Annotated in this window: 21 protein-coding genes and 1 pseudogene; 10 read left to right on the top strand and 12 right to left on the bottom strand. The window is 68.6% G+C overall.

What is annotated here, in order from left to right; translation table 11 throughout:
* Positions 1-67: 67 nt before the first annotated feature.
* Both tesB and pyk read right to left on the bottom strand, forming a co-directional pair.
* Positions 68-1009, bottom strand: a complete 942-nt coding sequence (gene tesB / locus FHX42_RS15505) for an acyl-CoA thioesterase II (protein WP_182545093.1) — start codon at positions 1007-1009, stop codon at positions 68-70.
* 87 nt (positions 1010-1096) lie between these two features.
* A complete protein-coding gene (gene pyk / locus FHX42_RS15500; RefSeq protein ID WP_182545092.1) occupies positions 1097-2518 on the bottom strand; it encodes a pyruvate kinase in 1422 nt (473 codons plus the stop codon).
* A gap of 75 nt (positions 2519-2593) precedes the next feature.
* On the opposite strand from pyk, the gene FHX42_RS15495 reads away from it, so the two are divergent.
* The 3 genes from FHX42_RS15495 to FHX42_RS15485 all read left to right on the top strand — a co-directional run bounded on the left by FHX42_RS15495 (position 2594) and on the right by FHX42_RS15485 (position 6704).
* Positions 2594-2953 (top strand): VanZ family protein, encoded by a 360-nt coding sequence (locus FHX42_RS15495; RefSeq protein ID WP_182545091.1) that lies wholly within the window; start codon positions 2594-2596, stop codon positions 2951-2953.
* Between the two features lie 29 nt (positions 2954-2982).
* Entirely contained in the window at positions 2983-5316 is a 2334-nt protein-coding gene (locus FHX42_RS15490; protein WP_182545090.1) for an ATP-binding protein, read from the top strand.
* Positions 5317-5459: 143 nt separating this feature from the next.
* Positions 5460-6704, top strand: a complete 1245-nt coding sequence (locus tag FHX42_RS15485; protein WP_182545089.1) for a lytic transglycosylase domain-containing protein — start codon at positions 5460-5462, stop codon at positions 6702-6704.
* A gap of 62 nt (positions 6705-6766) precedes the next feature.
* On the opposite strand, the gene FHX42_RS15480 is transcribed toward FHX42_RS15485, so the two are convergent.
* On the bottom strand, positions 6767-7465 hold the full coding sequence (locus FHX42_RS15480) for a FadR/GntR family transcriptional regulator (RefSeq protein ID WP_182545088.1): 699 nt from the start codon (positions 7463-7465) through the stop codon (positions 6767-6769).
* Positions 7466-7689: 224 nt separating this feature from the next.
* Between FHX42_RS15480 and FHX42_RS15475 the strand changes: the two are divergent.
* The 6 genes and pseudogenes from FHX42_RS15475 to FHX42_RS15455 all read left to right on the top strand — a co-directional run bounded on the left by FHX42_RS15475 (position 7690) and on the right by FHX42_RS15455 (position 14440).
* Positions 7690-8801, top strand: a pseudogene (locus FHX42_RS15475) (GntT/GntP/DsdX family permease).
* A gap of 203 nt (positions 8802-9004) precedes the next feature.
* Positions 9005-11221, top strand: coding sequence for a HelD family protein (locus tag FHX42_RS15470; protein WP_182545314.1), 2217 nt, complete (start codon positions 9005-9007; stop codon positions 11219-11221).
* Positions 11218-11499: a hypothetical protein gene (locus tag FHX42_RS27985; RefSeq protein WP_456318584.1), complete on the top strand. Its 282-nt coding sequence runs from the start codon at positions 11218-11220 to the stop codon at positions 11497-11499. The genes FHX42_RS15470 and FHX42_RS27985 overlap by 4 nt, the downstream gene beginning before the upstream one ends.
* Positions 11500-11626: 127 nt before the next feature.
* On the top strand, positions 11627-12589 hold the full coding sequence (locus FHX42_RS15465) for an ABC transporter substrate-binding protein (RefSeq protein ID WP_182545313.1): 963 nt from the start codon (positions 11627-11629) through the stop codon (positions 12587-12589).
* Between the two features lie 6 nt (positions 12590-12595).
* On the top strand, positions 12596-13636 hold the full coding sequence (locus FHX42_RS15460; RefSeq protein WP_220480386.1) for a FecCD family ABC transporter permease: 1041 nt from the start codon (positions 12596-12598) through the stop codon (positions 13634-13636).
* 30 nt (positions 13637-13666) lie between these two features.
* On the top strand, positions 13667-14440 hold the full coding sequence (locus FHX42_RS15455; RefSeq protein WP_182545086.1) for an ABC transporter ATP-binding protein: 774 nt from the start codon (positions 13667-13669) through the stop codon (positions 14438-14440).
* Positions 14441-14443: 3 nt separating this feature from the next.
* Here the strand turns inward: FHX42_RS15455 and FHX42_RS15450 are convergent, their stop codons facing one another.
* The 9 genes from FHX42_RS15450 to FHX42_RS15410 all read right to left on the bottom strand — a co-directional run bounded on the left by FHX42_RS15450 (position 14444) and on the right by FHX42_RS15410 (position 22857).
* Entirely contained in the window at positions 14444-14857 is a 414-nt protein-coding gene (locus FHX42_RS15450) for a PIN domain-containing protein (RefSeq protein ID WP_182545085.1), read from the bottom strand.
* Positions 14848-15045: a hypothetical protein gene (locus FHX42_RS15445; protein ID WP_182545084.1), complete on the bottom strand. Its 198-nt coding sequence runs from the start codon at positions 15043-15045 to the stop codon at positions 14848-14850. Before FHX42_RS15445 ends, FHX42_RS15450 begins: the two co-directional genes overlap by 10 nt.
* Before the next feature lie 43 nt (positions 15046-15088).
* Positions 15089-16126, bottom strand: coding sequence for a prolipoprotein diacylglyceryl transferase (lgt, locus tag FHX42_RS15440; protein ID WP_328796197.1), 1038 nt, complete (start codon positions 16124-16126; stop codon positions 15089-15091).
* A gap of 48 nt (positions 16127-16174) precedes the next feature.
* On the bottom strand, positions 16175-16972 hold the full coding sequence (gene trpA, locus FHX42_RS15435) for a tryptophan synthase subunit alpha (protein WP_182545083.1): 798 nt from the start codon (positions 16970-16972) through the stop codon (positions 16175-16177).
* Complete coding sequence (gene trpB / locus FHX42_RS15430; protein ID WP_182545082.1) at positions 16969-18213, bottom strand: tryptophan synthase subunit beta; 1245 nt, start codon at positions 18211-18213, stop codon at positions 16969-16971. The genes trpA and trpB overlap by 4 nt, the downstream gene beginning before the upstream one ends.
* 10 nt (positions 18214-18223) lie before the next feature.
* The gene (trpC, locus tag FHX42_RS15425) at positions 18224-19036 is read right to left on the bottom strand and encodes an indole-3-glycerol phosphate synthase TrpC (protein WP_182545081.1); all 813 of its coding nucleotides are present in this window, start codon (positions 19034-19036) and stop codon (positions 18224-18226) included.
* Positions 19037-19293: 257 nt separating this feature from the next.
* Entirely contained in the window at positions 19294-19917 is a 624-nt protein-coding gene (locus tag FHX42_RS15420) for a Trp biosynthesis-associated membrane protein (protein ID WP_328796195.1), read from the bottom strand.
* Entirely contained in the window at positions 19895-21484 is a 1590-nt protein-coding gene (locus FHX42_RS15415; RefSeq protein ID WP_220480385.1) for an anthranilate synthase component I, read from the bottom strand. Before FHX42_RS15415 ends, FHX42_RS15420 begins: the two co-directional genes overlap by 23 nt.
* 77 nt (positions 21485-21561) lie before the next feature.
* A complete protein-coding gene (locus FHX42_RS15410) occupies positions 21562-22857 on the bottom strand; it encodes an RNA-guided endonuclease InsQ/TnpB family protein (RefSeq protein ID WP_182545079.1) in 1296 nt (431 codons plus the stop codon).
* Between the two features lie 119 nt (positions 22858-22976).
* Between FHX42_RS15410 and FHX42_RS15405 the strand changes: the two genes are divergently transcribed.
* Complete coding sequence (locus FHX42_RS15405; RefSeq protein ID WP_182545078.1) at positions 22977-23609, top strand: TetR/AcrR family transcriptional regulator; 633 nt, start codon at positions 22977-22979, stop codon at positions 23607-23609.
* The last annotated feature ends 23 nt before the right edge of the window (positions 23610-23632 follow it).

Below are 23632 nucleotides of genomic sequence, written 5' to 3'. Positions count from 1 at the left end.
CAAGCTGGGAGACGAGTCCACCACCCGACAGCGTAAAAACACTCAGATTCGCCCGATGATCAGCGAATCAGTCCCGCACGCGGAGCAGTCCCTCCTGGACCACCGTGGCCACGAGGCCACCGTCACGGCTGAAGAAACGCCCGGTGGCCAGTCCCCTGGAGCCCGAAGCGCTGGGCGAGGAGCAGTCGTAGAGGAACCAGTCGTCGGCCCGGAACGGGCGGTGGAACCACATGGCGTGGTCCAGACTCGCTCCGGCCACCTCGTCCAGGCCCCAGTAGACCCCGTGCCGCGCCAGAACCGAGTCGAGCAGGGTCATGTCGGAAGCGTAGGCCAGCAGGCACACGTGCAGCAGGTCGTCATCGGGCAACGTGCCGTCGGCACGCATCCAGACCTGGTTGCGCGCCTCGCTCGGCCCGCTCTCCCGGCGCGTCCACGGCGGCTCGGTGACGTAGCGAACGTCGATCGGTCGCGGGAGGTTGGCGATACCGCCCAGCTTGTTCCGCAACTCCCCGATCAGCTCCCCGTAGCTCGGCAGGGTCTCGGGATCGGGTACCTCCGGCATCGCCTCGGCGTGATCGATGCCGTCCTCGTCGATCTGGAAGGAGGCCGACAACGAGAAGATCGTCTTGCCGTGCTGAACCGCCACGACCCGCCGGGTGGTGAACGAGCGGCCGTCACGGGTGCGGTCGACCTCGTAGACGATCGGCACGCTCGGGTCACCCGGCCGGATGAAATACGCGTGCAGCGAGTGCACCCGCCGATCGGTGGGCACGGTCCGACCGGCGGCAACCAGCGCCTGCCCCGCGACCTGACCGCCGAAGACCCGCACCGGCGACTCCGCGGGGCTGACCCCGCGGAAGATGTTCTCCTCGATCGGCTCCAGGTCCAACAGGGCCACGAGACGATCGAGCACGGGCTGGCCGTGCGGAAGCCCGTTGACATCCACTGGCACGGAACTCTCGTGAACGCCGGCCGGATCGGCGGCGGCGGCTCGAGCCGCTTCGGTCACTTCCATGCTCCTCGTGTCGTTGATCGTGAAACCGTCCGGTGCGGAAAAAAGGGGGTCATCGACACCGACCAAAGCGGCACCCGGTGCTCACACGTGGTCTTCCTCGCCCAATCGATGCACCCGGATCAGGTTCGTGGAACCGACGGTGCCCGGGGGCGAACCGGCGACGATGACGACCGTGTCCCCGCTCTGCGAACGCCCGATCGACAACATCGCCTGGTCCACCTGGCGAACCATCTGGTCAGTGGTGTCCACCTTAGTCACCAGGAAGGTCTCCGTCCCCCAAGTGAGAGCCAGCTGACTGCGAACGGACTCCTCCGGGGTGAAGGCCAACAGCGGCACCCGGGTGTGCAGCCGCGCGAGCCGCCGGACGGTGTCACCGGACTGGGTGAAGGCCACGAGCGCCTTGGCGTTGAGCCGCTCACCGATGTCGCGGGCCGCGTAGGAGAGCACCCCGCGCTTGGTGCGCGGCACGTGGCTGAGCTCGACCGGTGTGGGCGATCCCTCCTCGACCGCCTCGACGATGCTGGACATGGTCCGCACCGTGTCGATCGGGTACCGCCCGACGCTGGTCTCGCCGGAGAGCATCACCGCGTCCGTGCCGTCGAGCACGGCGTTGGCCACGTCGGAGGCCTCGGCCCTGGTCGGACGGGAGTTGCTGATCATCGAGTCGAGCATCTGGGTCGCCACGATCACCGGCTTGGCGTTCTCCCGAGCGATCCGGATGGCCTTCTTCTGCACCAGCGGGACGTGTTCGAGCGGCAGCTCGACGCCGAGGTCCCCACGGGCGACCATGACACCGTCGAAGGCCAGCACGATGGCTTCGAGGTTGTCCACGGCCTCCGGCTTCTCCAGCTTGGCGATGACCGGAAGCCGCTTGCCGACCCGGTCCATGACCTGGTGCACGAGGTCGATGTCGGCGGGGGTGCGCACGAAGGACAGGGCGATGAAGTCCACACCCAGGGCGAGGGCGTACTCCAGGTCCTCGACGTCCTTGGTGGACAACGCGGGCACCGAGAGGTCCATCCCCGGCATGGACAGTCCCTTGTGGTCCGAGACGGGGCCGCCCTCGACGACCTCGCAGACCACGTCGTTGCCCTCCACGGCGGTGATCGTCATATCGACCTTGCCGTCGTCCACCAGCAGCCGGTCACCGGCCTTGGCGTCGGAGGTCAACCCCTTGTAGGTGGTGGACACACGGTCATGGGTGCCCTGGACGTCGTCGACCGTGATCCGCACGACATCACCAGTACGCCACTCGACCGGTCCGGTGGCGAACGTGCCGAGACGAATCTTCGGCCCCTGAAGGTCCGCGAGAACGCCGACCGCACGTCCCGACTCCCCGGCCGCCGTGCGGACCATGTCGTAGACCTGCTGATGATCGGCGTGGCTGCCGTGGCTGAAGTTCATCCTCGCCACGTTCATGCCGCTGCTGACGAGCTCGGCCACCTTCTCCGGTGTCGCGGTGGCTGGGCCCATAGTACAAACGATCTTGGCGCGTCGACTCACGGTCCCTCAGCCTAATCCGTCGATATGCTCTCGCAGTACACAGCCGCCCACCTGATGGACGATACGGGAGCATCGTTGCTGGATCCTTACAGAGCGCACTGGGCTCGTGCGCCCTTCATCATCGTGCTCGCGATCAGCCTGGTGATTCTTTTCACTCCCGCCTCCGGAGTGCCCACGGCTCCACCGGGCACCGACAAGGTCGTGCACCTGCTGCTGTTCGCCCTGCTGGCCGTCACCGGTGGTGTGGGCCGGCTGCCGCTCGGGGGGCTGTCGGTCGGACTTCTCTGCTATGCGGCGACTTCGGAGGCCCTGCAAGCGATCCTCCCCCTGAACCGCAGCGGTGACGTCCTCGACGCCACGGTGGACGCGCTGGGGGCGGCCGCGGGCCTGCTCGTGGTGTTCCTGCTGCCTTCGCGAAGGCGAATCCGCAGGTAGAGACCCTGTTCGCGAGTTACGCTCGCGGCGTGAACTCCACCGCACGGGCCCGTGCCAGGGAGGCCGGGGGCAACCTCCCGGTCGATGTCACGAGTTTTGTCGGCCGTCGGCACGAGATCACTCTCGCCAAACGACTGTTGGGCGAATCACGGGTGGTCACGCTGACCGGTCCCGGCGGGGTCGGCAAGAGCCGGCTGGCGCTGCGCGTGGCGAACAACGTGCGACGCACCTTTCGCGACAAGGCCTGGCACGTAGAACTGGAGGAGCTCAACGATCCGACCCTGCTGGCCGGCACCGTCATCGAGCACCTCAACCTCGGCGACACCTCGGCCGACAGCGGCGTGGACACCGTCATCGAGCACCTCAGGAACCGGGAAATGCTGCTGGTGCTCGACAACTGCGAACACCTGATCGAGGAATGCGCCCTGTTCGTCGACGCCCTGATCCGGTCCTGTCCCGCGGTGCGCGTACTGACCACGAGCAGGCAGTCCCTCGGCATCGCGGGCGAGAGCACCCTGGTGGTACCCCCGCTGCAAGCTCCCGACCCCGAGCACCTCCCCCCACCCGAGGCCTACGAGCAGTACGCCTCGGTACGGCTGTTCGTCGACCGTGCCCGGGCCGTGCTGCCGGACTTCGAGCCCGATGCCGACAACGGCCACGTGCTCATGCGGCTGTGCCATCGGCTGGACGGCAATCCGCTGGCGATCGAGCTGGCCGTCGTGCGGCTGCGCTCGCTGTCCCCGCAGCAGCTCGAGGAACGGCTCCGCGAGCGCTACGACCTGCTCAGCGAGGGGCGTCGAGGTGCTCCGGCCCGCCAACGGTCGCTGCGAGCGCTGATCGACTGGAGCTACGAGCTGTGCTCGGAGGCGGATCGGCTGACGTGGGCGCACGTCTCGGTCTTTTCCGGCAGCTTCACCCTGGAGGCCGCCGAGTACGTCGCCGAACCCGGTGACGACACGGTGAGCGTCGTGCACTCCCTGGTGGACAAGTCGATCCTGCTGCACGAGCACGCCGACGGCGAGAGCCGCTACCGACTCCCGCACATCCTGCGCGAATACGGTCAGGAGAAGCTCTCGGCGTTCGGCCAGCGAACGGAGATCGAACACCGGCACCGCGACTGGTACGCGTGGCTGGTCGGACGGTTCGCGGCCGAATGGCTCGGCCCCGGGCAGGTGGAATGGGTGCAACGGCTGCGCCGCGATCAGGGCAATCTCCGCACCGCGCTGCGTTCGGCCGCGGCCGAATCCACGGCGGCGACGGTGGGGTTGCGGATGGCGACGCGAATGGGCCAGTACTGGGGCATCCGCGGCCTGCACGGCGAGGCGCGGCACTGGCTGGACCGGATGCTGGCGGCAGCCGACGCACCCCGGCGCGAGCGCGCCCGAGCGCTGCGCCTCAACGGCTGGTTCGCGCTGCTCCAGGGGGACACGGAGGCCGCCACCCCCCGTCTGGAGGAGGCCGCGAACCTGGCTCACTACTACGGCGACGAGGTCGAGATCTGCCACCTGGAGTACACCCGGGGGATGGCGGCCCTGTTCAGGGGCCAGCTGAGCATCGCCGATGATCTCATCAACACGGCGCTGGCCGGGTTCCGCCGCCACGAGGTCCTCGACGGCGAGCTCTTCGCCCTGTTCGGGCTCGGGCTGGCCCGGGGGCTCGGGCGTGACCACGATGCCGGAATCGCGCTCCTCGAGGAGTGCGTGGAGCGCAGCACTCTGCTGGGCGAGGTCTTCTGGCGCTCCTACGCCCTGTGGGCGATCGCGCACATAGAGCTCGCGCACGAAGCGCCGAACCGCGCCGAGATCACCGCCAAGGACGCGCTGCGGTTGCAGCGCCGCATGGACAACATGCTGGCCACGGCGTTCAGCATCGACACGCTCGCGCGAGTGGCGCAGCGCCAGGGCAACAACGAGCGCGCCGCGAAGCTCTTCGGGGCCGCGGCCAACGTGTGGGAGGCGGTGCGAACGGCCCCCGCCTTCTACACCGTGCTGGAGGCCGAGCGCACCGAGCACGTACGTCAGGTCCGTGCCGCCCTCGGCGACGAGGAATTCGAGAGCGACCACGCGCAGGGGTACCGGATGTCGAAGAGCTCGGCGATCGACTTCGCTCTCGAGACGAAGAAGAGCTCCCGCCAACCGGGGCGCGACAACGTGCACCCCATGCCGCTGACCCGGCGCGAGCGCGAGATCGCCGAACTCGTCACGCAGGGGCGGACCAACAAGGAGATCGCCGAAGCCCTCGTGATCGCGCAGCGCACCGTCGAGGGCCACGTGCAGCACATCCTGACCAAGCTCGACTTCACCTCGAGGGCCCAGATCGCGGGGTGGATCGCCGCGCAGCAATCCGGAAATCCCACCGAGTAGACACGGTAAGTAGCCAAATACCTCTTCTGGTAACCCTTTCGGGCATATCTAGGTACCAAGTTGAGTACATACCGCCATGCGCGCACGCCCGTGCGCCGGGAATCTGGGGTCCCGTGACACCCCAACCTCCCGATCGATCCCCGATGCCGGGCGACCCCGACCCGCCCGGTGACAACCGCACGGACTCCGATCGTCCGGAGGCGGAACAGCCCGGTACCGATCGTCCCGACAACTCGCGGACTCCGGGATCCGGGCACCACGCTCCCGAGCGAAGCGCACCGCCGGCCCGGACCGAGCGCACCGGCAGGGCGCTCCTGGAGCACCTGCGGCGCACAGCGCTCCGCTTCCGGCGGTGGGTCGCCCCACTGCTCGCGACCGCCCTGGCATGGCTGCACAGGACTTCTCAACGCCTCCGGCGTCGGGCCGAACCCGTACTCCGCACCGCCCTGGACCGCTCGCGCGTGGCGGCTCATCGTTTTCGCCGGTGGGCCGATCCGGTCCTGGCCCCGGCGACGGCGTGGCTGTCCCGTCGTTGGGAGCGGGCCGAGCCGAAGCTGCGACCCGCTCTGAACTGGCTGCGGAAGGCCGCCGAACCGGACACGCCCCGTCCCCGCGTCTCCTCCGGCGGACCGCACGTGTCGGGCAATCTGCACCGGATGCACCCGCGGATGCGGCTCCTGCAGGTCGGTACGGCCACGGTGGCCGTGGGGCTGCTGGCCACGCTCGTCGGCAACGCGGGAGCCCCTTCGGACCAGGACGTCACCCTGGCCGCCAAGAAGAGCTCCCTGAGCTCGGAGGCGTCCGGCGAGATCCACGAGTGGGCCGAGCAGACCTCGAGCAGCACAGGCGTTCCGGCCCCCGCGCTGGAGTCCTACGCCCACGCCGAGCACGCGCTGCAGCAGAAGGAGCCCGGCTGCGGCCTTCCCTGGAACGTGCTCGCCGGGATCGGCCGCGTGGAGTCCAGGCACGGCAACTTCGGTGGCTCCACGCTCACGTCGCAGGGCAACACGTCCGAACCGATCATCGGCATCGCGCTCAACGGCAGCGGTGTGGACACCGTCACCGACACCGACAACGGCCGCCTCGACGGTGACACCGTCCACGACAGGGCGGTCGGCCCGATGCAGTTCATCCCCTCGACCTGGCAGACCTGGGCCACCGACGGTGACGGTGACGGCGAGGCAGACCCGCAGAGCATGGACGATTCCGCGGCGACGGCCGGTCACTACCTGTGCGGATCGGTGCCCTCGGGAGACCTGTCCAGCCGCAGTGATCAGACCCGGGCACTGATGAGCTACAACCAGTCCAGTTCCTACGGGCAGCTGGTCCTCGAGTTCGCCGAGCGGTACGAAGGCAGCGTCCCACCACCGCCCACCGTCGAGGAGTGACACGACCTCACGGTGCGGCGATCGAAAACGCGTGAGGGCCGGCCGCGTGACCGGTCCGACCGTCACGCCTGTTGTTCGAGCAGTTCCAAGGTGCCTTCGAACGCTTCGGCGACGAGCTCGCGCATGGCGCTCTCGGCGCGCTCACGATCACCGCCGTGCACGCACTCCGCGATCTCGCGGTGTAACCGCACCGCGATCGCTGCCGGGCGCTCGGGCATCAGCCCCATGCCGGTGCGCCAGCGCAGCACCTCCTCGACCACCTCGTGGAGCTGGGCGAACATCTCGTTGCCCGAAGCCGCCAACATCAGCGAGTGGAAAGCGACATCGCAGTCCAGGAAGGTGTTCAGGTCACCCGCCTCGGCGTGAGCGGTCATCTCCCCGGCCAGCTCCACCAGGCGGTCGGCGTCCTCACCACTGGCGCGCTGCGCGGCCGCACCCGCCGCGACCGGTTCCACCGCCGTACGCAACTCCACCAACGTCTTGACCTCGTTGACCCGGTCGGCGGCCAGCAGCCAGCGGATCAGGTTCGGATCGAAGGTGTTCCACTCCGAGCGCGGTCGCACCACGACGCCGACCCGCTTGCGGCCCAGCACCATGCGCAGCGAAGCCAGCGTACGCACGACCTCGCGGGCCACGCTGCGGGAGATCTCGAAACGTTGCTCCAGTTCCTCGATGCGCAGGACGCTGCCGGGTGGGTGCACACCCGCACTGATCTCACGACCGAGCATGTCGACGACCCGACCGTGCAGTCCACCACTCATCGCGGATGCTCCGTTTCCGAACCGATGCGGCCGCACCCGGTGATGCGGCCGTTGCTGGGCCCCCACTGTAGGGATCGCACCGCTCGTGATCCGGTCACCGAGCGAAGATCGCTCATGGCATGACTCACTGTTAACTTGATCGGTACACATCCTTAAAAAGTCATACTTTTTCACTTCTCGGGCCTAGCCTGGTCCCGCACCAGCTCAACGAGGAGCCTCTTTCCATGTCCCACCCCGCCCTCCACGACGCCTCGACCGATCCGCTGCTCGCGGCATCCGGCGACTGGACCGGCCACGACTCCCGTCTGCTGATCGCAGCGCTCGCCGGCTTCGCGGTCATCGTGGTGCTGATCAGCTGGGCCAAGCTGCATCCCTTCCTGTCGTTGGCACTGGGCGCGGCCGTGCTGGGCGTCGGCGCCGGGATGCCCTTCGGTGAGCTGGTCACGTCCTTCACCGAGGGAGTCGGCGCCACGATCGGCGAGGTGGGGCTGCTGGTGGCCCTCGGCGCGATGCTGGGCAAACTGCTGACCGAGACCGGCGGCGCGGACCGAATAGTGGACACGGTGCTGCGCCACACCACCCGGCGCGCGCTGCCGTGGGCGATGGTGCTCATCGCGGCGCTGCTCGGTCTGCCGCTGTTCTTCGAGGTCGGCGTCGTCCTGCTGGTCCCCGTCGTGGTGATGGTGGTCGAACGCTCCGAACAACCACTGCTGCGGGTCGGCATTCCGGCCCTGGCCGGCCTCTCCGTGCTGCACGGGCTGGTTCCCCCGCACCCGGGGCCGCTGACCGCGGTGGAGCTGCTGGGAGTCGACCTGGGGATCACGCTGGCCCTCGGTCTCCTCGTGGCGGTCCCGACCGTGATCGTGGCCGGGCCGCTGTTCGGCTCGTTCGTCGCCAAGCGCATCACGCTGCCCATCCCCAAGCACCTGGCCACGGCGCCGGGGGCGGTTTCAACGAGGCCCTGGTCGACTCCGGGGTCAACGATGTGATCACCGGCGTGGCCGCGGGCGCCAGCCTCTCTCCGCTGCTGCTGGGCTGGCTGGTGGCCGTGGGCATCCGCGTGTCGACCGGTTCTGCCACCGTGGCCACGATCTCGGCGGCGGGCATCGTGGCACCGCTGGTCGCGGATCTGGGGCCCGCTCAGGGCGCGCTCGTCGCTCTCGCGGTCGGCTCCGGCTCGCTGTTCTTCTCCCACATCAACGACGCCGGGTTCTGGCTGGTCAAGGAGTACTTCGGAATGAGCGTGGGCCAGACGCTGAAGACGTGGTCGATGATGGAGACCATCATCTCGGTCGTCTCGTTCGCGTTCGTGATCCTGCTGAGCCAACTGCTGTAAAACCCGAGGGAGCCGCACGTGGCGGCCGGACGGCGACCATCATCGGTATAGTGGCGGGTCGGGTCACTGGCGGGAAGCACAGCAGTACGCCGACCCTCCCCACATGATGTGTCGCAACACGAGGTGGAGCATTGTCGCACGCCCGAGACATTCGGGAGCCCGAATGCACCGACGACCTTGCCGCCGAGCAGCGGTACGTCTCGATGCTGTACGAAAAGCTGGACGAGCTGCGTCGCCACACCACCGAACGGCTCGCCGAAACCCTGCGCCAGACCGGTGGCACGCCACAGGCACGCACCGAACGTGACATCTCCACCACCATGCACACCGAGAAGCTCTCGCAGCTCAGTGCGGTGGAGAACGGGTTGTGCTTCGGCAGACTCGACCTCGACAGTGACGAGCGCTTCTACATCGGCCGCCTCGGCCTGTTCGACGAGGACAACGAGTACGAACCACTGCTGATGGACTGGCGCGCCCCGGCGGCCCGCCCGTTCTACCTGGCCACAGCCGCCTCACGGGACGGCGTGGTGCGCCGGAGGCACATCCGGACCCGGCGGCGCACGGTCACCGACTTCGAGGACGAGGTCCTCGACCTCGACTCCGCCGAGCAGGGCAGTCACCTCGGCCTGGCCGGCGAGGCGACCCTGCTGGCCGCGCTCGACGCTCGTCGCACCGGCCAGATGGGCGACATCGTGGCCACCATCCAGGGCGAGCAGGACCGCATCATCCGCTCCGGGATGAACGGGGTGCTCGTGGTGCAGGGCGGTCCGGGCACCGGCAAGACCGCGGTGGCGCTGCACCGCGCGGCCTACCTGCTCTACACCTACCGACAGCAGCTCACCAAGCGCGGTGTCCTGGTCGTCGGCCCCAACAGCACGTTCCTGCGCTACATCGGTCAGGTCCTGCCCTCCCTCGGCGAGACCGGTGTACTGCTGTCCACGGTCGGACAGCTCTACCCCGGTGTCGACGCCACCTCCGCCGAGTCCGACCTCACGGCCGAGATCAAGGGGCGGTCGAGCATGGTCGACGTGCTCACCGCGGCCGTGCGCGACCGTCAGCAGGTGCCGAAGGACTACGTCGAGGTGACCTTCGACAGGCAGCCCCTGCGGATCGACAAGCGCACGTGCTCCCACGCGCGCACCAAGGCGCGCAGGTCGCGCAAGCCGCACAACCAGGCGCGAAAAGTGTTCCTGCGCGAGATGTTCTCGGCACTGGCCCTCCAGGTCGCCGACCGGCTCGGACGGGACCTGCTGGACCAGCGCGACATCGACGACATCGAAACCGAACTCCGCGAGGACGACGGCGTCCACAAGGTGCTGGACGGGCTGTGGCCCGAGCTGAGCGCGCCGAAACTGCTCGACGAGCTGCTGTCCTCGTCCGAACGCCTGTACACGGCCACGCGCAAGCGTCTCGACGCCGAGGAGCGGGCAGCGCTGCTGCGGGAGCCGGGAGCCGAGTGGGCGCCCTCGGACGCTCCGCTGCTGGACGAGCTGGCCGAACTGCTCGGCGAGGACGACGAGCAGGCCCGGCGGGAGCAGGAACAGCAGGAGCGCGAGGAGCTGGCCTACGCCCAGGGCGTACTGCACATCATGGAGCAGGACGAGGAGATCATCGATCCGGAGCGCCTGCGGGTTTCCGACGTCCTCGACGCCGAGCTGCTGGCCGACCGGCACCGCAGCAGCAACGACCTGACGGCGGCCGAGCGGGCGGCGGGAGACCGGACCTGGACCTTCGGGCACGTCATCGTCGACGAGGCGCAGGAACTCTCGGCGATGGCTTGGCGGGTGCTGATGCGCCGTTGCCCGAGCCGTTCGATGACGCTGGTCGGTGACATCTCCCAGACCGGCGCCGCCGCCGGTGCCGAGTCCTGGAACGAGGTACTGCACCCCTACGTCGCCGACCGGTGGCGGCTGGAACAGCTGACCATCAACTACCGCACGCCGGGTGAGATCATGTCCGTGGCCTCACCCGTGCTGGCGGCCATGGACACCGACCTCGAACCGCCGACCTCGGTCCGCACCGCGGGGGTGGAACCGACCGAGCACGAGGTCGACGAGCTCGACGAGGAACTCCCCCCGCTCGTGTCGGAGGAACTGCGCACGGTCGGTGACGGGCGGATGGCCGTGCTGATGCCTTCGCAGGACCTCGACGAGGTCGGTGGAGCGATCGCGAAGGCCGTACCGGAAGCGGTCGTCGGCACCCGCCCCGACGGGTTGGACTCACCGGTCGTCGTGCTCAGCGTCAACCAGACCAAGGGGCTGGAGTTCGACTCCGTGTTCGTGGTGGAGCCGAGCAGGATCATCGAGGAGTCCGAGCACGGTCTCAACGACCTGTACGTCGCCCTCACCCGGGCCACCCAGCGCCTCGGTGTCGTCCACACCGGCGAGCTGCCCGCGGTACTGGACGAGCTCGGGGAGTGAACGTCGACATGAACGCGGTGATGCCCGGTCAGCGCCGGGTGTCACCGCGTCGGCGCGGCTGCGGGACCGACCGCGCGGTGGAAACGACCGGACACGCCCGGTTCGGGCGCTGTCGCCGCAACCTCGACTCCCGCCAGCGGCCGCCGGACCGAGCGCACCCGGCTGATATCTTTGCAGCTCAAGGCATCGATCATCCCATCGACGTGATGACACGGTGTCCACTGACGCCCGCAGAAGCGAAATCCGGTGTGAAATCCGGTGCTGTGCCGCAACTGTGATCCCCCAAGGGTGAGCCAGGTCGCCTTGTGCGCAGGCGTCGATGACCGCCACTCCCGGTGCAGGAGTGCGGCGTCGGTCGTGTCGTGTCGGCAGGCGCCCACCGCACCGGCCGACACCGAGGACATCATGATCGTCAGAACTGGGACGACCCGCCTTCGCCGCCTGACGGCGTTGCTGACCACTGTCATGGCTCTGCTCGTCGGCGTCACCGCCTGCGCCACCCGCCAGCAACCCGACGAGCCCCCCGCGCCGGGCAACGACGCGGCCTCGGGTTTCCCCACCCGTGTCACGATCGGTGACCAGGAGCCGGTAACGCTGGCCGAACAACCGAAGCGGATCGTGTCACTGAGCCCGAGCGCCACCGAGACGCTCTACGCCATCGGAGCGGGCGAGCAGGTCGTAGCGGTCGGCAAGAACTCCGACCATCCCGAGCGCGCTCCGCAGACACCGATGTCGGCGCTGAGCGTCAGTACCGCCACCGTGGCCGGGTACGAACCGGATCTGGTGATCCTGCCCGCAGGCAGCACCGAACTGGCCGAGGGTCTGCGCGCCGTCGACGTATCGGTCCTGCCCACACCGTCGGCCTCCGGTCTCGACGCGGCCTACCGGCAGATCGAAGCGCTCGGAAACGCCACCGGGCACAGCGACCAGGCACGCCGGACCACCCGCCGGATGCGCTCCGACATCGCCGAGATCGTCGCCGACACGCCGAAACCGTCCCGACCGCTGAGCTACTACCACGAGATCAGCCCGTCTTTCTACACGACCACCTCCCGCAGCTTCGTCGGCGAGGTATACGGCCTGTTCGGGCTCACCAACATCGCCGACTCCGCCGGGGGGAAGTTCCCGCAGCTGTCCGAGGAACACATCCTTCAAGCCGACCCCGACCTGATCTTCATGGCCGACACCAAGAGCGCCGGAGTCACCGCGAATGCGGCGACGGCCCGTCCCGGTTGGGGGTCGCTCAGCGCCGTCCGCGCGGGCAACGTCTTCGAGCTCAACGACGACGTCGCCAGTCGCTGGGGCCCCCGCGTGGTGGACTTCGCACGGGCCATCAGCAAGGCCGTCGCCCGTGCGCAGAACGGCTGAGGCGGCTTGAGTCGTGATCGGGACCCGGTATTGCGACGCAGCACGCTCCGTGCCCGTCATGTGATCATCGGCGTCGTCGCGCTGCTGGCCACGAGCGTCTGCTCGATCCTGCTCGGCGCGGCCGAGATCGGATGGCAACGGGTGCTCAGCGAGATCGTCGCTCAGCTCACCGGTGGTGTCTCACCGCTGTCGGGACGGGAGGCGGCGATCCTGTGGCAGTTGCGGGTGCCCCGGGTGGTGCTGGGCGCGCTGGTCGGTGCGGCGCTGGCGATCTCCGGAGCGGCGTTCCAGGGCGTGTTCCGCAATCCGCTGGCCGATCCGTACCTGCTCGGTGCCGCCTCCGGTGCCGGGCTCGCGGTCACGATCATGGTGACCACGGCACCGCACTCGGCCATCGGCACCTCCGCGACCCAGGCGGCTGCGTTTCTCGGCGCACTGGCCGGAGTGGGCCTGACCTGGCTGGTCGGGCGCTCGGCCGGGTCCGACACGGCGACCCTGGTGCTGGCCGGTGTCGCGGTCGGGACGTTTCTCACCGCGGGGCAGACCTTCATGCAACAGCTGCGGCTGGAGTCACTGCACCAGGTCTACATGTGGATCCTCGGCCGGTTGAGCACCACGGGCTGGCAGGAGGTCCTGCTGGTACTGCCCTACCTCACCGTGGCCACGATCGTGCTCTGCCTGTGCGCGCGGCTGCTGGACCTGCTGGGGGCCGGCGACGAGGAAGCCGCCGCGTTGGGCATACGCCCCGGGCGGGTACGGCTGCTGGTGCTGGTGGCGGCCTCGCTGGCCACGGCCGCCGCCGTGTCGGCCGCCGGGCTGATCGCCTTCGTCGGGCTCGTCGTGCCACATCTGGTCCGGCTGGCGGCGGGGGGCAGTTTCCGGATCATCGTTCCGCTGTCCCTGCTGCTCGGGGCGGTGTTCCTGGTCGGAGCCGACATGCTCGCCCGCACCGTGATGGCACCGGCCGAACTGCCCATCGGCGTGATCACCGCGTTCACCGGGGCACCGTTCTTCGCGATCCTGCTGCACACCCAGAGACGTACTTGAGCCGGAGACGTATATGAGACGGACGAACACTTGAGCACGCTGGAACTCGACGAACTCTCCGCGGGGTACCGGCGACACACGGTTGTCTCCGAAATGTCCACGCGGGTGGAGTCCGGCGGCTGGCTGGGCATCATCGGGCCGAACGGATCCGGCAAGTCCACGCTGCTCAAGGCGATCGTGGGACTGGTGCACCACCAGGGCGGGGTACTCGTCGACGGCCGCGCGCTCGGCGAGCTGGGCAGACGGGAACGAGCTCGACTCGTCGGTTACGCCCCGCAGATCCCCCAACTGCCGGTCGGCCTGACCGTGACCGACTACGTGCTGCTGGGGCGCACACCTCACCTCGGTCCGCTGGGACGCGAAGGCGCCGGTGATCTCGAACTCGTCTCCGAACTGCTGGAACGCCTCGACCTGACAGCACTCGCGGGGCGAGCGCTGACCACCCTGTCCGGCGGTGAGCGGCAACGGACGGTACTGGCACGGGCACTGGCGCAGCGAGCCGGCGTGCTGCTGCTGGACGAACCGACCACCGGGCTCGACATCGGCCACGCGCAGGCCCTGCTGGATCTCGTCGAAGAGCTCCGGGCGGAGCTGGGCACCACGGTGGTCACCACGCTGCACGACCTCACGCTGGCGGCGCAGTACACGGAACGGCTCGTCCTGCTCGACCACGGTCGTGTGGCCGCGGAGGGAACGCCGAACGAGGTCCTCACCACCTCGGAGCTGGCCGAGCGGTACGCCGCCCGCGTCTCGGTGCTTCAAGCTCCCGACGGCTCCCCCATCGTCGCCCCGGTTCGCGAGTGACCGTCAGTCGACCGAACCACGCTCGACGACCCACTCCACGGGTTGGCCTGTGCTCCTGGCAATGAACTCGAAGTCCCGATCGTAATGAAGCAAGATCAGTGAATTACGCTCTGCTACTGCTGCGATCATCAGATCGGGGATCTTTCTCCCTTTCACGCCCAGCGCCGCCAAGGCACGCTGCACACCTCTTGCCCGAACGAAATCCGCCTGCTCCACATCCACAAGACGAGCCACCGCGATAGCACGCTGCAAGCTGTCCCACTCAGCCTCGTTGCGAGTGGAGAAGCCGAGCTCAAGATCACTGAACGCGCACCGACCAAGCCGGTACTCCCGAAGGAGTTCGCTGACGACCTTTCGCACCGGTGGCTTTTCCAGCCGGGAGAACACACTCGTGTCCGCGAGGTACTTCAGTGCCACGCCTTCTCACGATCTTCGAAGTCCATGGCCGCCAAAACGTCGAGCGCCGTCTCGATATCCTGCCCACCAGCATCCTGCTCGCTAGCTTGACGCAGAGCGGTGTTCACCGTTTCCTTGATCGTTGTGGTCCCCAGATGCTCCCGGGCAGAGCTCAGAGCACCCTCATCCACATCAACCAGATGTTTCATGAGCTGAGTGTATACTCAGGAAGCGCTATATATCCAGCTGGCCCTAGCCCCGGTCGTGGCGTTCGGTGTCCGGCTCCGCCTCGGACTTCTCGGAGCTCCCCGCGCCGCTGGCGGTGGTATCCCCGGTGTCCCGCGTCCCGTCGGTGACCGGATCCTGTTCATCCGGATCGGGGTCGTCGGGCAGGGGCTTGCCGCGCAGCAGCCCGGGATCCTCGCGCTTGCCCCGGATCAGCACCAGGTACAGCACGGCGAGCAGGAAGACACCGACCGAGACGTAGACGTTGATGCGGATGCCGAGGTCGAAGGGGGTCGAGGCCGGATCCGTGCGCATCGTCTCGATCCAGGTGCGCCCCGCCGTGTAGCCGGCGACGTAGAGCGCGAACACCCTGCCGTGCCCCATGCGGAACTTGCGGTCGGCCCACACCAGCAGCAGGGCGATCAGCACGTTCCACAGCAGCTCGTAGAGGAACGTCGGATGCACCACGGCGACCGGGTTGGCGGTGTCGACGGCGACACCGGTGACCGGGGCGGTCACTCCGGTCTGGGGATCGATGCGATGGTAGATCTCCAGGCCCCACGGCAGATCGGTCGCTCCCCCGTAGAGCTCCTGGTTGAACCAGTTGCCGAGCCTGCCGATCGCTTGGGCCAGCACGAGGCCGGGCGCGATGGCGTCGGCGAAGGCCGGAAGCGGCACACCACGGCGGCGACAGCCGATCCACGCGCCGACCGCGCCCAGCGCGACCGCGCCCCAGATGCCCAGGCCGCCTTCCCAGACCTTGAAGATGTCCAGCGGGTTCTTGCCCGGCCCGAAGTAGCGCCAGTAGTCGGTGGCCACGTGGTAGAGGCGACCGCCGACGAGACCGAACGGCACCGCGAACACCGCGATGTCGGTGACCGTCCCCTTGCGGCCGCCACGAGCCATCCACCTGCGGTCGCCCCAGAGGATCGCCACCACGATGCCCACGATGATGCAGAGGGCGTACGCACGGATGGGAACGGGACCGAGGTACCAGACTCCCCGGTCAGGACTGGGGATGTTGGCCAGGAACATGGTCGCCGAGGCGGAAACCGGGGCAGTCACGGTGTCAACCGTATCTGCTCACCGCGCGACCCCGACCGCCGGTTCCACTCACCGCGCCCGGACGCCCCGGACCCCCCTGCCGAGATCGGCCGCGAACTCGGCGACCCCGTCCGTGCCCTGCTGCTCGGCGCGGGAGATGAAGGCGGAACCGACGATCACGCCGTCGGCGAAGGCGGAGACTTCGGCGGCCTGTTCCGCCGAACGCACTCCGAGCCCCACCCCGACCGGCAGGTCCGTGTGGGCGCGAGTGCGCGCGACCAGCCCGGCCGCCGCGTCTCCGACGGAGTCGCGGGCTCCGGTCACGCCCATCACCGAGGTGGCGTAGACGAAACCGGAGCTGGCCTTGGCCGTCAGGGCCAGCCGTTGCTCTGTGGAGGACGGGGCGACCAGGAAGATGCGATCCAGCCCGTGCGTGCCGGTGGCCTCCAGCCAGTCGTCGGCCTCGTCCGGGATGAGGTCCGGAGTGATGACGCCGAGCGCCCCCGCCGCACGCAGGTCACGGGCGAACGCGTCGGGGCCGTAGCGGTGAACGGGGTTCCAGTAGGTCATCACCACCGGATTCCCCCCGGCCTCGGCGGCGGAGGTGACCACGTCGAACAGGTCGCGGACCCGAAACCCGGCCTGCAGGGCCTGGTGCGTGGCGTCCTGGATGGTGGGGCCGTCGATCACGGGGTCGGAGTAGGGCAGTCCCACCTCGACGATGTCGCAGCCGGGGCTCTCGGAGGCACCGGAGATCATGGCCTTCAGCAGGTCCTTGGACCCCTCGACCGTGGGATAGCCGGCCGGAAGGTAGCCGATCAGGGCGGCGCGGTCCGAACACGCCGTGAAAACCTCGTGCAGACTCACCGGGTGTCCTCCTGCTCGGTCTCGGGAACCAGCCCGAAGTACTTCGCCGCCGTGTCCATGTCCTTGTCGCCGCGCCCGGACAGGTTGACCGTCACGACGCCCTCCGGGCCGAGCTCGCGGCCGAGCCGCATCGCACCGGCCAGCGCGTGGGCGGACTCGATGGCCGGGATGATGCCCTCGGTGCGGGAGAGCACCTCGAAGGCCTTCATCGCCTCGTCGTCGTCCACGACCCGGTACTCCGCACGCCCGGAGTCCTTGAGCCACGAGTGCTCCGGACCGACTCCGGGGTAGTCCAGGCCCGCCGAGATCGAGTACGCCTCGGCGATCTGACCGTCCTCGTCCTGCAGCAGGTAGGAGCGCGCCCCGTGCAGGGTTCCGGGGCTGCCCTGGGACAGGGTCGCGCCGTGGGAACCGCTGGCGAGTCCGTGCCCACCCGGCTCGAAGCCGACCAGGCGGACGCCGGGATCGTCGAGGAAACCGTGGAAGATGCCGATCGCGTTGGACCCACCGCCGACGCAGGCCGCGACCGCGTCCGGCAGTCTCCCGGTCATCTCCAACGTCTGTTGCCGGGCCTCCTCGCCGATGACCTTGTGCAGGTTGCGCACCATCATCGGGAACGGGTGGCCTCCGGCCGCCGTACCGAGCAGGTAGTGCGTGTGGTCGACGTTGGTGACCCAGTCGCGCAGGGCCTCGTTGATGGCGTCCTTCAACGTGGCCGACCCGTGGGCCACCGGCCGCACCTCGGCGCCCAGCAGCCGCATCCGGGCCACGTTGAGCGCCTGGCGTTCGGTGTCGACCTTGCCCATGTAGATGACGCAGTCGAGGTCGAGTAGCGCACAGGCCGTCGCGGTGGCGACACCGTGCTGTCCCGCGCCGGTCTCGGCGATCACTCGCCGCTTGCCCATGCGCCGAACCAGCAGTGCCTGGCCGAGCACGTTATTGATCTTGTGGGAGCCGGTGTGGTTGAGGTCCTCGCGTTTGAGCAGGATCCGCGCCCCACCGGCGTGCTCGGCGAAGCGCTTCGCCTCGGTCAGCCGGGACGGACGCCCCGCGTACTCCCGCAGCAGGTGATCCAGTTCCGCGACGAACTCAGGATCGCGCTGGGCCTTCTCGTACTCGGCGGCGAGCTCGTCCTGAGCTCCGATCAGCGCCTCCGGCATGAACCGTCCGCCGTAGGGGCCGAAATGCCCGCGCTCGTCGGGGTCGTGCCCTTCCGGTACGGCAGTGCTCCGGCTGGTCATCACACTTCTCCTATCCCCGGCTCGGCCGCGGGCACGCCGGATGCGAACCTGCCGTGACCAGCTGATTCAGCGCCGTCCTCGGGTTTTCACTGGTCACCAGGCCCTCGCCGACCAGCACCGCATCGGCGCCGGATCCCGCGTAGGCCATGAGGTCGCTGGGGCCGCGCACGCCTGACTCGGCGACCTTGAGCACCCCGGCGGGCAGTCCCGGGGCGATGCGGCCGAAGACCTCTCGGTCCACCTCCAGCGTGTGCAGGTTGCGCGCGTTGATGCCGATGATCTTGGCACCGGCTTCCAGCGCCCGGTCGGCCTCCTCGGCGTTGTGCACCTCCACCAGCGCCACCATGCCCAGCGATTCGACCCGGTCCATGAGCGCTTCCAGCGCGTTCTGCTCCAGAGCCGCCACGATGAGCAGCACCATGTCGGCACCGTGGGCACGGGCCTCGTGCACCTGGTACGGGCTGACGATGAAGTCCTTGCGCAGCAAGGGCACGCTCACTCTGGAGCGAACGGCGTCGAAATCGGCCAGGGACCCGCCGAACCGACGCGATTCGGTGAGCACGCTGATCACGCGCGCGCCCGCCTGCGCGTAGTCCACTGCCAGGTCCTCGGGCTCGCCGATGTCGGCCAGGTCGCCCTTGGAGGGGCTGCGCCGCTTGACTTCGGCGATCACCCCCACACCGGACGCCTGCAACGCGGCCCAGGCGTCGCGTGGTGGTGGTGCCGCGGCGGAACGCCGCTTGATCTCCTCGAAAGGAACGGCGGACTCACGAACCGCCATGTCCTCACGAACATCGTCGATGATGGTGTCCAGAACGCTCACGCGAGCACCTCGCCTCGGGCCGATCGCGGCGCTGGCAGGATACGCACTCGCACATTGTCACAGGCGCAGATGTATTCATTGCGCTCGCTCACGACACTCCCCTTCCCCGCCGTGCCGGTCGCACCTCGATGCTAAACCCGTGTGATGTAGCCACCGATCGAGGGGGCGGTCCAACGTCCCAGCGCAGCAAGGACCTTGTTCCCTGGACACAGGGCCGGTGAATCGGTTCACCGGCCCGCGAGCAGGGGTTCGAGTCATCACGGGCGCTGTTGTGGGTCGGCCGACTCGGTGGGGTCCTCGCCCTGGTCCAGGGCGTCCCACAGTCGCCGGTCCGGATCCCGGGACTCCTGCTTGGCCGCCTTCGGGGCGGAGTACTTCGCCCCCATCGCCGGCATCCGCCGCGCGTACAGCGCGGCCACCAGTCCCGCCGTCACCAGCACCAACGCCGCGGCCACCACGAGCAGTGGACCGAAAGGACTCACCGACGCAGGTCCCAGTGGGGTGCTCCCCGCGGGCACCTCGCCCATCGGCAGGGGACGCCCCCGGAGATACCAGTCCACGACGCGCCACCCGAGCAGACCGCCCTCGGCGACGACGAGCATCCCGATCAGTCGGCGCATCCAGCCACCGGTGGCGAGAACGGCGGCGATGGCGGCCAGCGTGGCCAGAGCCAGCGGACCGAGTTCGGGCCGCACCATCGCACCGGTGGCGGTGAACGTCTTCTCCCCGGTGAAGGGCGTGCCGTAACGACGGACACCCCAGTCGAGGGCACTGGCGCCCCAGAGCAGCGCCGCGGTCGCCAGCATGAGCACGATCACGACCGGCAACGGGCGACGCGTTCCGGAACTACCGGTTTTCTCAGGTTCCTGCCGGGTGATCACGTTGCTCTCCCGCTGGACGCTGGTCGTTCTCGGCTGAACTCGGGTGCCGCAGGGTCTCGGCGGTGGCCACCGCGTTGAGCACCGCTCTGGCCTTGTTCAGGCACTCCTGGTCCTCGGCGACCGGGTCGGAGTCGGCGACGATGCCACCGCCGGACTGCACGGAAGCCGTACCGTCGCGGACCAGTGCCGTGCGGATCGCGATGGCGGTGTCGGCGTCACCGGCGAAGTCGAGGTAGCCGACGATGCCCCCGTACTGGGCGCGTCGGGTCGGTTCGAGTCGCTCGATCAGTTCCAGCGCGCGCGGCTTGGGTGCTCCGGACAGGGTACCGGCGGGGAAGCACGCGGTGATCGCGTCCAAGGCGCTGTAGCCTTCGGCCAGTTTCCCGGAGACCGTGGACACGATGTGCATGACGTGGCTGTAGCGCTCGACGCGGAAGAAGTCCACCGGGCGGACCGAGCCCGGCCGGCACACCCGACCGAGATCGTTGCGACCGAGATCGACGAGCATCAGGTGCTCGGCACGCTCCTTGTCGTCATTGATCAGTTCCTTCTCCAGTCGGGCGTCCTCGTCCTCGTCACCACCGCGCCACCGGGTACCCGCGATGGGGTGGGTGGTCGCCTGGCCGTCGCGCACCGTCACCAGGGATTCGGGGCTGGAGCCGACGATGTCGAAGGGGGCCCCTCCCCCGGGGTCCTGCAGCCTCAGCAGGTACATGTACGGACTGGGGTTGCTGGTGCGCAGCATCCGGTACACGTCCAGCGAATCGGCGGTGGTCGGCATGTCGAACCGCTGCGAGACCACGACCTGGAACGCCTCTCCCGCCTGGATGGCCTCCTTGGCCTCCTCCACGGCCGCGTGGTGTTCCGCGGGGGAACGGCGGCGGGTGAACTGCGGTTCGGGCCGGGAGAACGTCGCCACCGTGGACTCCGAAGGAGTCCCCAGCAAAGCGGTCATCTCGTCCAGCCTGCGCACCGCGTCCGCATGGGCGGCGTCGACCCGATCGGGACTGTCGTCCCAGTTCACCGCGTTGGCGATCAACGTGATCGTGCCCTCGTGGTGGTCCAGGGCCGCCAGGTCGGTGGCCAGCAGCATGACCATCTCGGGGATCTGCAGATCGTCCTCGGTGTCCTCCGGCAACCGCTCCAACCTGCGCACCGCGTCGTAGCCGAGGTAGCCGATCATCCCCCCGGTCAACGGCGGAAGCCCCGGAAGCGGGTCGGTGTGCAACAGCCGCACGGTCTCGCGCAACGCCTCCACCGGATCACCCCCCTCGGGCAGTCCCACGGGCGGCGTTCCCGTCCAGCACGCCTCACCGTCCCTGACGGTCAGCGCCGCTTCGCTGCGGGCCCCGATGAACGACCAGCGTGACCACGAGCGTCCGTTCTCGGCGGATTCGAACAGAAAGGTACCCGTGCGCTCACCGGCCAGTTTGCGATACACCTCCAGCGGGGTCTCACCGTCCGCGAGCAACCGCCGCACGACCGGGATGACCCTGTGCCCGGAGGCAAGCTCGCGGAACTCGGCACTGGAGGGACTGATACCGCCGATGTCACCGTCGCCGACCATGCCCGCCATTGTGCCCGGTGGCTTCGAGCACCCACTTGCCGCATGGGACCCGTGTACACGCTCGTGGGAGCGGGCGGTCACGATAGCCGGTTGACTGCCTCCCCGCCCTGAAGGGCGGGGATTCCCTTCGGGCTCGCGCCCGAAAGTTCCTGCTTCGACGCCGACTGCCGAAGGGAGGACCCTTGCGGACTCACGTCAACTCCACAGGCTTCGCCCGGCTGTTGCCCGACTACCGCTCGACCAGCGGCAAGGATGTTCTTGGCCGCGTTCACGTCCCGATCGTGTCGGGTGCGGCATCCCGGGCACGTCCATGTCCGGGTAGAGAGCTTCAGCATGTTCAGCAGGTGCCCACACGCGGAGCACGTTTTGCTGGACGGGTACCAGCGGTCGATGACGGCCAGGGTCTTGCCCGCGCGGGTGGTCTTGTACTCCAGTTGGCGCCGGAACTCGCCCAGCGGCGCGTCCAGGACGCGCCGGTTGAGTCCGGACTTCTGCTTCACGTTGCGGCCGGGCTGTTCGCGGGTTCCGCGAGCGCTGCTGGTCATGCCGGACACGTTGAGGTCTTCGATGGCGATCGTGTCGGCCCGGCGCACCAGGTTCGTGGTGGTGCGGTGCAGGAAGTCCGCGCGGGCGTGCCGGACCTTGCGGTGCGCGCGGGCCACCTTGCGCTTGGCTTTGCGCCGGTTCGCGCTGCCCTTCTGCTTGCGGGCCATGCGCCGCTGGTAGCGGGCGAGGTTGCGGGCCTTGCGGTCCAGGTGCTTCGGATTGGCGATGGTCTCGCCGGTAGACAGCACCGCGAAGTCTTTCACCCCGAGATCGATACCGATGGATTCGCCGGTCGGCGCGGCCGGTTCGGAATCGTCGGTGTCCACGGCGAACGTCACGTACCAGCGCCCGTCCGGCTCACGGGAGACGATGACCGTCGTGGGGTTGATTGTGGCCGGGTCGATGCCGGGCCACGACCACACGAACCGCAATGGAGTCGACTGCTTCGCCAACGTCAACTGCCCGTTACGCAGCTTGAAGGCACTGCGGGTGTAGTGCGCCGACTGCTTGCCGGTGCGGTTCTTGAACCGCGGATACTTCGCCCGTCCGGCGAAGAAGTTCTGGTACGCGGTGTGCTGGTGCCGCAGCGTCTGCTGCAACGGCACCGACGACACTTCCGACAGGAACGCCAGCTCATCGGTGCGCTTCCACGCGGCGAGCTGCGCGTCCGTCTCCTTGTACGAGATTGTGCGGCCTTCGACGTGGTAGCGACGATGCCGCGCGTCGAGGGTCTTGTTCCACACAAGGCGCACACAGCCGAACGTGCGGCCCAACTGGGCCGCCTGTTCGGAGTCCGGGTAGGCCCGGCACTTGTACGCCGTCCGCATGCCGCTCAATTTACACGACAATCGATCACGAGTAAGCGCGGGTGCGTGGTCGCCCGGAACCACTCGGGATCGGTTCCTCCCCGGCGTGAACGCCGGGACTTCCGCCGATTGGAGAAAAGGTGAACAGCGACCGAGGTGACGGCTCCGACGCGCCGCGCCGCCGGGGCAGGCGCTCGGGTGGAGAGGACACCCGCGCGGCGCTGTTGGAGGCCGCCAGGGAGATCTTCGTGGAGCAGGGCTACAACGGCGCCACCGTTCGCGCGATCGCCACCCGAGCCGGTGTCGACCCGGCCATGGTCAACCACTGGTTCGGCAGCAAGGCAGGACTGTTCACCGCTTCGATATCCCTGCCCTTCGATCCCCGCGAGGTCCTGTCGCACCTGCTGGAGGGGGACCCCGAGCGGCTTGCCGAGCGCATGGTGCGCGAGTTCCTGACCGCGTGGGACACCGCGGGCGGCGGCCAGTTCATCGCTCTGGTCCGCAGCGTCGCGACCCATGACACGGCCGGGCGGATGCTCCGCGAGTTCGTCACCACCCTGCTCTTCGGCAGGCTGATCACGGCGCTGGGAATGGACCAACCCCAGCTACGGGCGGCGCTGTGCGGCTCGCAGATCTCGGGGCTGGGAATGATGCGCTACGTGGTCAAGCTCGAACCACTGGCCTCGGCCGACCACGGCACCGTCATCGCCGCGATCGCCCCCACCTTGCAGCGCTACCTCACCGGGGATCTCACCGGGGTGTCCGGTGAGTGACGGCGGTGTCCGGCGAAACGACC

The organism is Halosaccharopolyspora lacisalsi (genome assembly GCF_014137975.1).
Lineage (GTDB): Bacteria > Actinomycetota > Actinomycetes > Mycobacteriales > Pseudonocardiaceae > Halosaccharopolyspora > Halosaccharopolyspora lacisalsi.
The sequence above is the reverse complement of the archived record's forward strand: the minus strand, read 5'-3'. Positions and strand labels throughout refer to the sequence as shown.

What these genes read in the sequence shown, in the direction of transcription:
- FHX42_RS15465 (WP_182545313.1), top strand. Translation starts at nt 11,627, where the DNA reads ATGATCGTCAGAACTGGGACGACCCGCCTTCGCCGCCTGACGGCGTTG.
- FHX42_RS15480 (WP_182545088.1), bottom strand. Translation starts at nt 7,465, where the DNA reads ATGAGTGGTGGACTGCACGGTCGGGTCGTCGACATGCTCGGTCGTGAG.
- FHX42_RS15410 (WP_182545079.1), bottom strand. Translation starts at nt 22,857, where the DNA reads ATGCGGACGGCGTACAAGTGCCGGGCCTACCCGGACTCCGAACAGGCG.
- FHX42_RS15470 (WP_182545314.1), top strand. Translation starts at nt 9,005, where the DNA reads ATGCTGTACGAAAAGCTGGACGAGCTGCGTCGCCACACCACCGAACGG.
- FHX42_RS15485 (WP_182545089.1), top strand. Translation starts at nt 5,460, where the DNA reads ATGCCGGGCGACCCCGACCCGCCCGGTGACAACCGCACGGACTCCGAT.
- trpB (WP_182545082.1), bottom strand. Translation starts at nt 18,213, where the DNA reads ATGACCAGCCGGAGCACTGCCGTACCGGAAGGGCACGACCCCGACGAG.
- FHX42_RS15415 (WP_220480385.1), bottom strand. Translation starts at nt 21,484, where the DNA reads ATGGTCGGCGACGGTGACATCGGCGGTATCAGTCCCTCCAGTGCCGAG.
- FHX42_RS15445 (WP_182545084.1), bottom strand. Translation starts at nt 15,045, where the DNA reads ATGAAACATCTGGTTGATGTGGATGAGGGTGCTCTGAGCTCTGCCCGG.